Raw genomic sequence first — 11,049 nt, forward strand, 5'->3', positions numbered from 1 at the left:
TCCCGTCCCATCCCGTGCCACCCTGGAACCCATGCCCGAAGGAGACACCGTCTGGCAAGCCGCGAGGCGGCTGCACACCGCCCTCGCGGGCGAGGTGCTGACCCGCTCCGACCTGCGGGTGCCCAAGTACGCCACCGCCGACCTCACCGGCCGCACCGTCCTGGACGTCACCCCGCGCGGCAAGCACCTCCTCACCCGGATCGAGGGCGGCCTGACCCTGCACTCGCATCTGCGCATGGACGGCTCCTGGAAGGTGTACGCGAACGGCCGGCGCTGGAGCGGCGGCCCCGCCCACCAGATCCGGGCGGTCCTCGGCACCGCGGACCGCACGGCCGTCGGCTACCGGCTCCCCGTCCTGGAGTTGCTCCGCACCGCGGACGAGGACCGCGCCGTCGGCCACCTCGGCCCCGACCTCCTCGGCCCGGACTGGAACCCCGACAGCGCCTTGGAGAACCTCCTCCAAGACCCTGCCCGCCCCCTCGGCGAGGCCCTCCTCGACCAGCGCAACCTCGCCGGGATCGGCAATGTCTACAAGAGCGAGCTGTGCTTCCTCCTCCGGGTCACCCCCTGGCTGCCCATCGGTGAGCTTCCCACCGACCGCGCCGCCGAGCTCCCGGCCCTGGCCAAGAGGCTCCTGGAGGCCAACCGCGACCGCCCGACCCGCATCACCACCGGCCGCCGCGACCAGAACCTCTTCGTGTACGGCCGCGCACCCCGCCCCTGCCTGCGCTGTGGCACCTCGATCCGCCGGGCCGACCAGGGCGACGGCTCCCGAGAGCGCCCCACGTACTGGTGCCCGGCCTGCCAGACGGGCCCGACTCCGACCCCGAGCCGCATCCCGTTCCCCGGGCGCCGGTCCCTCCCGTACAACTCCCCACCGTACGACTAATTGACGATCCGTCAGAAACCCTCGTACCGTCCCTTCATGCCCGTCAAGGCGTACGACCTCACCGGACGCACCGCATTCGTCACCGGCGCCGCCAGCGGGATCGGCCGCGCGTCAGCCGTCCTGCTGGCGGAGGCGGGGGCCGCCGTCCACTGCGCGGACCGGGACCCGCAGGGCCTGCACGAGACGGCGACCCTCATCAAGGCCCGGGGCGGCACGGCCCACACACATCCGCTCGACGTCAGCGACCGTGCGCAGCTCCGACAGGCCGTCACGTCCTGCGAACGGCTCGACGTCATGGCGGCGGTCGCCGGGATCATGCACAGCAGCCCGGTCCTGGAGACCCGGGACGAGGACCTCGACCGCGTGCTGGGCGTCAATTTCAAGGGCGTGCTGTACGCCTGCCAGGAGGCCGCCCGCCTCATGATCGCGAAGAGCGTACGGGGGAGCATCATCACGATGGCGTCGGGCGCCATCGACACCGGCGGTCCCGGCCTGCTCTGCTACGGCGCGTCGAAGGCGGCCGTCGTGCAGTTGACGAAGACCCTTGCGACCGAGGTCGGCCCGCACGGCATCCGTGTCAACGCGGTCGCGCCCGGCTGGACGCGTACGCCGATGACCGACCGTCACGGGGACCTCCAGGCGCGCACCGAAGCGGTCATGGCCCGGCTGTCGCCGCTCGGCCGGGTCGGCGAACCCGAGGACATCGCCCACGCCGTGCTGCATCTGGCCTCCGACGCCGCGGCGTTCACGACGGGGCAGATCCTGCGCCCGAACGGCGGCGTAGCAATGCCCTGGTAGCCCCCCAGCAACCCCCAGCAGCACCCCCACGTCGACGCCTCCGGCATGCACCCCGGGGCATCCGCCCCCTCTGAGCCCAGCCTCCCTCCCGTGCCGGGCCCCAGGCACCACGTGCCCCCAAGCGCGCCGTACCCGTCCCCCACCCTCTCCACCGAGCGCCCCGCCCCTACGAAGCCCCCGGCTCGCGCCCCCCACGCGTCCCACGCCGTAGCCATCCCTCCTGGCGCCTGCGCGCCCCGGCGCCTGCGCGCACGCCCCCCGCCTTCGGCACACAGTGCACCGGCAGCAGGCTCAACCCCCACCCCCCGGCCGCGACCGCCCCCTCCAGCGCCCCGGCATCGGGCGCCAGCGCGAGCCGGAGGACGCCCCACCACCACAGCGCTCCGAACCCCAGCGCAGCCCCCCAGCGCGCTATCCGCCCTGCCATGGTGTCCACCTCCAGCCCGAAGCTAGACCCGCGCTCTCACCCACCGGCAGGGCGCACCAACGGCACAGAGGCGCACCCACGGCACATCCGAAGCCGGCCACGGCGCCCCCGGGCCGCCTCGGGGCGCCCGGCGGTCACCACCGCGAGCCGCCCACCTCCGGGCGTCACCCGTTCTCCGCCTGGAACATCCAGTGATGCTTCTCGAGGTCGGCGGTGATCTGGATGAAGATGTCCTGGCTCACCGGATCGGCTTCGCCCGTCGCGTCCACCCGCACCCGCATCCGGCTGATCACCGCGCTCAGCGCGTCCACGAGCTCCCTCACGGCGTCGGTGTCCTTGATCCAGCCCTCGGGCGTCACACCGATACCGCTGGTGGTGGCCACGGTCGCGGCCCGCCCGTCGGGCGGGACTCCGAGCGTCGAGGCGCGCTCCGCCACTGTGTCGGAGTGCAGCCGCGCGGTGTCCACGACCTCGTCGAGCTGGAGGTGGATGGAGCGGAAGCGCGGTCCGACCACGTTCCAGTGGACCTGCTTCGCCACCAAGGAGAGATCCACCAGGTCGACCAGCGCTCCCTGGAGGGCGCCGGACACGGTCTTGAGATCCGCGTCTGACAACGGGCTCTTCACGACGTACATCGGGATTCTCCGATCCACTCGACCTCATCAACGACGGCCTCATCCATCACGACCTCATCAACCATGGCATATACGCACAATTCAGGTCACCTGGAGGAAGCGGCCCCGGAGACAGCGAAAGCCCCGGCCGAACCCGCTCCAGGATTCCCCTGGAGCAGCCCCGGCCGGGGCTTTCGCAAGCATGCTCAGCTCATGAGCGCGAACTCGTGAGCGTCAGGCGGCGACGACGTCGACCGCCTCGGCTGGCGCCTTGATGGTGACCCGTTCCGGTGGTACGCCGGTGACCGATACGGAATTCAGCATCGGACGGCGCACCGGTGTGGGCACCGGCTCGGTGGCCGCTGCAGACTGGGCCAGCTCGGCGAGAGCGAGTTCGTCGCTCACTTCCCGCATGAGCTCGGACATCCGTACGTCCAGCGCGTCGCAGATGGCGGAGAGCAGCTCGGAGGATGCCTCCTTCTGCCCCCGCTCCACCTCGGAGAGATAGCCGAGTGAAACTCGGGCGGACGAGGAGACTTCGCGCAGAGTACGGCCCTGGCGCTGGCGCTGCCGACGCAGCACGTCACCAAGCAGGCGACGGAGCAGAATCATCGGTGGCTCCCTCCTCGGACCGCGTAGCCGCATCCTTCACGCCCCACCGTACCGCCTTGCGCCGCGGCCGTGCGGGGAGCGATGTCGTGTTCACTCAGGGCTGCAAACATCAAAACCCCCCGTTCTGTTCCGTATCCTGTGCCCGCTCATTCCCGGTCTGTTCGCCCGCCAGCTCCTTCAGGAGCAGTGCGAGTACGCTCCGTACACTCTCCATACGGATTTCCGCCCGGTCGCCGTTCAACCGCAGCGGTATCACTTTCCCGCCGCCGGCAGCATGAAAAGATGCTCGGGACGGCCCGTCGACAGCCACGAAAACCGTCCCGACCGGCTGCCCGTCCTGGGGTTCGGGTCCCGCGACACCGGTGGTCGCGATCCCCCAGTCCGCGCCGAGCGCCTTGCGCACACCTGCCGCCATCTGGGCCGCGACCTGCGGATCCACCGCACCGCGCTCGGCCAACAGAGTGGCGTCGACACCCAGCAGGTCGTGCTTGAGTTCGGTGGCGTACGCCGTCACGGAGCCCCGGAAGGCCTGGGAGGCCCCGGGCGTCGCGGTGATCTCCGCCGCCACCAGACCACCGGTGAGCGACTCCGCGACGGCGAGCGTCTCGCCTCTCACCGTGAGTAGTCGCAGCACTTCGGCGGCCGTAGAACTCACCGCTCCGCCTCCTCGGCCGCCGCCTGCCGCTCGGCGATTCCGCTCCTGCGCAGCACAATGGCCTGTCTTACGTAGTCGAGCCCGGTGACGACCGTCAGGACGACCGCCACGGCCATCACCCAGAACCTCAGGGTGGCCAGGGGGCCCGTCAGCGCCAGGACGTACATCCCGACCGCGGTGCCCTGCGCGAGGGTCTTCAGCTTGCCGCCACGGCTGGCCGGGATGACTCCGTAGCGGATCACCAGGAAGCGCATCAGGGTGATCCCGAGCTCGCGCCCGAGGATCACTCCCGTCACCCACCACGGCAGATCACCGAGGTAGGACAGGCAGACCAGTGCCGCGCCCATGATCGCCTTGTCGGCGATGGGGTCGGCGATCTTCCCGAAGTCGGTGACCAGGTCGTACGTGCGCGCCAGGTGCCCGTCGAAGATGTCGGTGATCATGGCGACGGCGAAGGCCGCCCAGGCCCAGGCGCGCCACGCGGGGTCGTACCCGCCGTCGGCCAGCATCAGCGCCACGAAGCCCGGCACCAGGACGAGCCGGATCATGGTCAGGATGTTCGCGATGTTCCAGAGGCTGGCCTGATTGACGGCCACGGCGCCCAGCTTCCCGCCCCGGGCCGGCTTGGAGCCCCCGGGAACGCCGGGAGCGCCCGCCGTGCCATTCGCGCCGGGGGAGCCGCCCGCCGCGGACGCCGGGGCTCCGGTCATCTGGCCGCCTCCTCAGTACACGGGAGCGAGCCCAGGAGCGGCTCGGCCACCAGGTCGACACCTTCCGTCCCGACCACCTTGGCCTCGACGATACGGCCGACCGTCAGACCTTCGCCGCTCGTGAACTGCACCTGGCCGTCGGTCTCGGGCGCCTGGTGCGCGGCACGGCCGACCGCACCCCACTCCTCCCCGTCGACGGAGCCGACCGACTCGACGAGCACATGCACGGTCTCACCGACGCGCTCCTCGGCGCGCTGCGCGACCAGCTCCTCGGCGAGCCTGGACACGCGCGCGAGGCGCTCGTCGACCACGTCCTGGTCGAGCTTGTTCTCGTACGTCGCCGCCTCGGTGCCGTCCTCGTCGGAGTACCCGAAGACGCCGATGGCGTCGAGGCGCGCACCCGTGAGGAAGCGCTCCAGCTCCGCGAGGTCGGCCTCGGTCTCGCCGGGGAAGCCCACGATGAAGTTGGACCGCACGCCGGCCTGCGGGGCCTTGGAACGGATGGTGTCGAGCAGCTCCAGGAAGCGGTCCGTGTCGCCGAAGCGTCGCATCGCGCGCAGCACGTCCGGCGCGGAGTGCTGGAAGGACAGGTCGAAGTAGGGCGCGATGTTCGGCGTGGAGGTCAGCACGTCGATGAGCCCGGGGCGCATCTCGGCGGGCTGGAGGTAGCTCACACGCACGCGCTCGATGCCGTCGATCTCGGCGAGCTCGGGGAGCATGGTCTCCAGGAGGCGGATGTCGCCCAGGTCCTTGCCGTACGAGGTGTTGTTCTCAGAGACCAGCATGATCTCCTTGACGCCCTGCTCGGCCAGCCAGCGGGTCTCGTTCAGCACGTCGCTGGGGCGGCGCGAGATGAAGGAACCGCGGAAGGACGGGATGGCGCAGAAGGAGCAGCGCCGGTCGCAGCCGGAGGCGAGCTTCACCGAGGCGACCGGAGCGCCGTCCAGGCGGCGGCGCAGGGGCGCACGCGGGCCGGAGACCGGGGCGACGCCCTCCGGGAGGTCCGAGGGGGCGCCGTGGCCGGGAAGGGCCACCTCCTCGCCCGCGCTCTGCCGCTCGGCGGGGCTGATCGGCAGCAGCTTGCGCCGGTCGCGGGGGGTGTGGGAGGCGTGGATGCCGCCGTTCAGGATGGTCTGGAGGCGGTCGGAGATGTCCGCGTAGTCGTCGAAGCCGAGTACGCCGTCGGCCTCGGGGAGGGCCTCGGCGAGCTCCTTGCCGTACCGCTCGGCCATGCAGCCCACCGCCACGACGGCCTGGGTTCTGCCATGCCCCTTGAGGTCATTGGCTTCCAGGAGGGCGTCGACGGAGTCCTTCTTGGCGGCTTCGACGAAGCCGCAGGTGTTGACGACGGCGACGTCCGCTTCTTCGGCGTCCTCCACGAGTTGCCAGCCGTCCGCCTCCAAGCGGCCTGCGAGCTCCTCCGAGTCCACCTCGTTACGGGCGCAGCCAAGGGTGACGAGTGCGACGGTACGGCGTTCAGGCATGGGCTCAAGACTACTTTGTCTCACTGACAGCCCACGTCGACGGGGTTGGCCGATCTTGGCCAACCCCGTACCCGCCTGAGCGGTGAGCCCTTTGTGCGCCCACTTTGTGAGCCCGTTGTGCGACCCTCACGGCCGTCCGAAGTCATCCGACGACGGGGTCGCCCTTCGTGTACGTCAGTCGCTCGACCTGGCCGGGCTGGAACTGGTCGTCGATCTTCTTGCCGTTCACGTACAGCTTGATGGCGCCCGCGTCGCCGAGGACCAGGTCGATCTTCGTCTTGTCCTGGAAGGTCTTGGACTCGCCCTGCTTGAGCAGACCGTCGAAGAGGAGCCGGCCGTTGTGGTCCTTGGCGGAGATCCAACTGCGCCCGTCCGGGGCGCTCACCTGGACGGTCACCTTGTCCTGCGGGGCCGCCGCGATGGCGCTGTCGGAGGGCTCGGGCTTCGGGTCGGCGGGCTTGCTGATCTTGGGGCTGGCCGAGGTGGTGGACGTACTGGCGGTCGGTGTGGAGCCCTCGGCGACCGACGACTTCGCGTCGCTCCCACCGCTGCCCTTGACCACGGTGAAGCCGACGAAGCCGATCACGGCGACGATCGCCGCGACCATGGCGGCGGTCCAGTTCGGCCCGCGGCGTTCGGGACGGATACGTTCCGCCTCGAACAGCGGGGCGGCGGGGGTCGGCGCGGGTCGCCCGCCGTGTTCGGCGTCGTAGCGGGCGAGCAGCGGATCCGGATCGAGGCGCACGGCCCGGGCCAGCGTCCGGATGTGACCGCGCGCGTACACGTCACCGCCGCAGGGGGCGAAGTCGTCCTGCTCGATCGCGTGCACGATGGCGATACGGACCCGGGTGGCGTTGCTGACGTCGTCAACGGTCAGTCCTGCCTCGATGCGGGCCTGCCGCAGGGCACGACCGACCGAGAGGCCTTCTTCGCGGTGCTCTTCGAACGGGCGCTCGTCTTCGGGGGAGTTGCCGTCAGGGAAGTTGCCGATGGACACGGGGGCGCCTTTCGAGCGTGTAGCCACCTGTGCTGGAGGTTCAGTTTAGGGGGGGTACGAAAGGGTGGGGCAACCGGGCGGTGGGACTTTGTACGCCATCAGAATGGCCGGTCATCCTGATGTTGGGGCAAGGACCTGTCCCCTCGCTCAACTTGACGTACGACGAAGGGAAACGGTTGCCCGTCTTTCCCTTACGGGTAAGTCACGTTCGAATATCCCCGTGTCACGGAACGAACCGTCCGCGCCATGACCGAGCCGTCGAGATCTCACCCGTACGGTGACCGACCTGTCCCGTTTTCCTCCGCCAAAAGCTCTACGCTTCAGCTTCCCCACGAATCACGGCGAGCACTCCATCCAGCTCGTCGGCCTTCACAAGAACGTCACGCGCCTTGGAACCTTCGCTGGGCCCGACGATGCCGCGGGACTCCATGAGGTCCATCAGCCGCCCGGCCTTGGCGAAGCCGACCCGCAGCTTGCGCTGGAGCATCGAGGTGGACCCGAACTGCGAGGTGACGACCAGTTCGGCGGCGGCGCACAGCAGGTCGAGGTCGTCGCCGATGTCCTCGTCGATCTCCTTCTTCTGCTTGGTGCCCACGGTGACGTCGTCCCGGAAGACCGGCGCCATCTGGTCCTTGCAGTGCTGCACGATGGCCGCGACCTCGTCCTCGGTGACGAAGGCGCCCTGCATACGGGTGGGCTTGTTGGCCCCCATCGGCAGGAAGAGCCCGTCGCCCTTGCCGATCAGCTTCTCGGCACCCGGCTGGTCGAGGATGACGCGCGAGTCCGCCAGCGACGACGTGGCGAAGGCGAGCCGGGACGGCACGTTCGCCTTGATCAGACCGGTGACGACGTCCACGGACGGCCGCTGGGTGGCGAGCACCAGGTGGATGCCGGCCGCACGCGCGAGCTGCGTGATGCGCACGATCGCGTCCTCGACATCGCGCGGGGCGACCATCATCAGGTCGGCGAGCTCGTCGACGATCACGAGCAGATACGGGTACGGCGTCAGCTCGCGCTCACTGCCCTCGGGCAGCTTCACCTTGCCGTTCCTGATGGCCTCGTTGAAGTCGTCGATGTGCCGGTAGCCGAACGCCGCGAGGTCGTCGTAGCGCAGATCCATCTCCCGTACGACCCACTGCAGCGCCTCGGCGGCCCGCTTCGGGTTGGTGATGATCGGCGTGATCAGGTGTGGGATGCCCTCGTACGCGGTCAGCTCGACCCGCTTGGGGTCGACAAGGACCATCCGGACGTCCTCGGGGGTCGCCCGGACCATGACGGACGTAATCAGGCAGTTAATGCAGGAGGATTTACCGGAACCGGTGGCTCCGGCGACGAGCATGTGCGGCATCTTCGCCAGGTTGGCCATCACATAGCCGCCCTCGACGTCCTTGCCGAGCGCGACCAGCATCGGGTGGTCGTCCTCGGCCGCGTCCGCGAGGCGCAGCACGTCACCGAGGTTGACCATCTCGCGGTCGGTGTTGGGGATCTCGATGCCGACCGCCGACTTGCCGGGGATCGGACTGATGATCCGCACGTCGGGGCTGGCCACGGCGTACGCGATGTTCTTGGTGAGCGCCGTGATCCGCTCGACCTTCACGGCGGGGCCGAGCTCGACCTCGTAGCGCGTGACCGTCGGACCACGCGTGAAGCCGGTGACTGCGGCGTCGACCTTGAACTCCATGAAGACGTTCTGGAGCGAGGCGACCACGGCGTCATTGGCGGCGCTGCGCGTCTTGCCGGGCCCGCCGCGCTCCAGAAGGTCGAGCGACGGCAGGGAGTAGGTGATGTCGCCGGACAGCTGGAGCTGCTCGGCACGCGGGGGCAGGTCACGGGGCGCGTCGGGCGCGGACTTGGTGAGGTCGGGCACGACGGACTCGACGGCCAGGGCCTCCTGCTTGGGCCGCTTGGCGCCCGGGACGACCCTGGCGCGCGCGGCCGGCACCGGAGTCGTCTCCTCGTAACCGTCACGCTCCGCCGTGACGCCCTGCGTCAGATCGGCGACCAGCGGGGAGGGCGGCATCCCGTGCAGCACGGCGCCGTCGAGCGCGGCCGCGGCAGCCGCGGCGACGTCCACCGCGTCCATGGGCCGGTTCAGGTCGGGCTGCTGCACACCGGGGCGCCGAGGACGGCCGCGGCGCTTGGTGAGCGCCTCCTCCTCGGCGCTCTCCGCGTCGTATCCCTCAGGAGCACGTGAACGCCGCCGGGAGCGGGCGGGAAGCGCCTCACGCCACTGCTCGTCGTAGCGCTCGTCGTCCTCGCCGAAGGCCTCCTCGTCGGGGTCGGCCTGGACGACGCCCAGCTTCTGCCCGAGCAGCCGCAGCCGATGCGGGATCGCGTTGACGGGGGTCGCCGTGACGACCAGCAGGCCGAAGATCGTGAGCAGCACGAGCAGCGGCACCGCGAGGACGTCGCCCATCATGTACGTCAGCGGCGTCGACGCCCCCCAGCCGATGAGCCCGCCGGCGTCCCTTATCGCCTGCATGCCGTCGCTGCGCGCGGGCGCCCCGCAGGCGATGTGGACCTGGCCGAGCACGCCGATGACGAGCGCGGACAGGCCGATCACGATGCGCCCGTTGGCCTCCGGCTTCTCGGGATGCAGGATGAAGCGGGCGGCGATGACCGCGAGCAGTATCGGCACCAGCAGGTCGAGGCGGCCGAAGGCACCCGTCACCAGCATCTCGACGAGGTCGCCGACGGGCCCGTGCAGGTTGGACCACGTGCCCGCCGCGACGATCAGCGCGATCCCGATCAGCAGCAGCGCGAGTCCGTCCTTGCGGTGCGCCGGGTCGAGCCCCTTCGCACCCCGTCCTATGCCGCGGAACATCGCGCCGACGGCGTGCGCGAGACCCAGCCACACGGCGCGTACAAGCTTGTACACACCCCCGGTGGGGTTGGGCGCCGGCGCGGGTGGGGCCTTCTTCGCCGCGACCTTCTTGGCGGGCGCCTTCTTGGCGGCTGCCTTTTTCGCGGGGGCCTTCTTCGCCGGAGCCTTCGTCGGAGCGGCCGCCTTCTTCGCGGGCGGCTTCTTGGCTGCGGACTGACGTGAGGCCATGAGTGTGAGGTTACCGGTGGAGACGACAGCGGACACGTGTGCCTACTGCTTCACCCGTTCGTGTCGCCCGTACCAGGGACCAGAACTGACGCGCGCTCACCGCGAACGACGGACTGATCGAGGGTCAGTTCTGCGACGGCACCGACGGTGCGCCGCTTCCCGTGCCCGGCTCCAACGCGTCCAGCGCCCGGCGCAGTCCCGTGAGTTTGCGTTCGAGATGGGCCGCGGTCGCCACCGCCGCCGCGTCCGCCGAGTCGTCGTCGAGCTGTTTGGACAGCGCCTCGGCCTGCTCCTCAACGGCCGCGAGCCGCGCGGAGAGTTCGGCGAGGAGACCGGCCGGCTCCTTGGCCGAGCCGAGCGCCGTCTTGCCGCCACCCTCCAGCTGGAGCCGCAGCAGCGCCGCCTGCTCGCGCAGTTGGCAGTTCTTCATGTAGAGCTCGACGAAGACCGAGACCTTCGCGCGCAGCACCCATGGGTCGAACGGCTTGGAGATGTAGTCCACCGCACCCGCCGCGTACCCCCGGAAAGTGTGGTGCGGGCCGTGGTTGATCGCGGTGAGAAAGATGATCGGGATGTCCCGGGTCCGTTCTCGCCGCTTGATGTGCGCCGCGGTTTCGAAACCGTCCATTCCAGGCATCTGGACGTCCAGCAGAATGACCGCGAAGTCGTCGGTCAGTAGCGCTTTGAGCGCTTCCTCTCCGGACGATGCCCGTACCAGTGTCTGATCGAGCGCGGAGAGGATCGCCTCCAGCGCCAGCAGATTCTCCGGCCGGTCATCGACCAGAAGGATCTTGGCCTTCTGCACCATGGC

The 11,049-nt window shown here is 70.0% G+C and carries 10 protein-coding genes; 2 read left to right on the forward strand and 8 right to left on the reverse strand.

The window, feature by feature from the left end; translation table 11 throughout:
* The first annotated feature begins 31 nt into the window (after positions 1-31).
* Together SMIR_RS08630 and SMIR_RS08635 are read left to right on the forward strand one after the other, a co-directional pair.
* Positions 32-889, forward strand: a complete 858-nt coding sequence (locus SMIR_RS08630) for an Fpg/Nei family DNA glycosylase (protein ID WP_212726839.1) — start codon at positions 32-34, stop codon at positions 887-889.
* A gap of 36 nt (positions 890-925) precedes the next feature.
* A complete protein-coding gene (locus tag SMIR_RS08635) occupies positions 926-1,687 on the forward strand; it encodes an SDR family NAD(P)-dependent oxidoreductase (protein ID WP_212726840.1) in 762 nt (253 codons plus the stop codon).
* Between the two features lie 591 nt (positions 1,688-2,278).
* Here SMIR_RS08635 and SMIR_RS08640 read toward each other — a convergent pair.
* The 8 genes from SMIR_RS08640 to SMIR_RS08675 all read right to left on the reverse strand — a co-directional run bounded on the left by SMIR_RS08640 (position 2,279) and on the right by SMIR_RS08675 (position 11,046).
* On the reverse strand, positions 2,279-2,749 hold the full coding sequence (locus SMIR_RS08640; RefSeq protein WP_168496280.1) for a Dps family protein: 471 nt from the start codon (positions 2,747-2,749) through the stop codon (positions 2,279-2,281).
* A gap of 213 nt (positions 2,750-2,962) precedes the next feature.
* Complete coding sequence (locus SMIR_RS08645; protein ID WP_054228608.1) at positions 2,963-3,340, reverse strand: helix-turn-helix domain-containing protein; 378 nt, start codon at positions 3,338-3,340, stop codon at positions 2,963-2,965.
* A gap of 109 nt (positions 3,341-3,449) precedes the next feature.
* On the reverse strand, positions 3,450-3,995 hold the full coding sequence (locus SMIR_RS08650; protein ID WP_168496278.1) for a CinA family protein: 546 nt from the start codon (positions 3,993-3,995) through the stop codon (positions 3,450-3,452).
* Positions 3,992-4,705 (reverse strand): CDP-diacylglycerol--glycerol-3-phosphate 3-phosphatidyltransferase, encoded by a 714-nt coding sequence (gene pgsA, locus SMIR_RS08655; protein ID WP_168496276.1) that lies wholly within the window; start codon positions 4,703-4,705, stop codon positions 3,992-3,994. The genes SMIR_RS08650 and pgsA overlap by 4 nt, the downstream gene beginning before the upstream one ends.
* The gene (rimO, locus tag SMIR_RS08660) at positions 4,702-6,189 is read right to left on the reverse strand and encodes a 30S ribosomal protein S12 methylthiotransferase RimO (protein WP_168496274.1); all 1,488 of its coding nucleotides are present in this window, start codon (positions 6,187-6,189) and stop codon (positions 4,702-4,704) included. The genes pgsA and rimO overlap by 4 nt, the downstream gene beginning before the upstream one ends.
* A gap of 142 nt (positions 6,190-6,331) precedes the next feature.
* On the reverse strand, positions 6,332-7,186 hold the full coding sequence (locus tag SMIR_RS08665) for a helix-turn-helix domain-containing protein (protein WP_168496272.1): 855 nt from the start codon (positions 7,184-7,186) through the stop codon (positions 6,332-6,334).
* 313 nt (positions 7,187-7,499) lie between these two features.
* On the reverse strand, positions 7,500-10,238 hold the full coding sequence (locus SMIR_RS08670) for a DNA translocase FtsK (RefSeq protein WP_212726841.1): 2,739 nt from the start codon (positions 10,236-10,238) through the stop codon (positions 7,500-7,502).
* Between the two features lie 124 nt (positions 10,239-10,362).
* Complete coding sequence (locus tag SMIR_RS08675; protein ID WP_054228614.1) at positions 10,363-11,046, reverse strand: response regulator; 684 nt, start codon at positions 11,044-11,046, stop codon at positions 10,363-10,365.
* Positions 11,047-11,049 lie beyond the last annotated feature (3 nt).

Source organism: Streptomyces mirabilis, from assembly GCF_018310535.1.
In the GTDB taxonomy this organism is placed as follows: Bacteria; Actinomycetota; Actinomycetes; order Streptomycetales; family Streptomycetaceae; genus Streptomyces.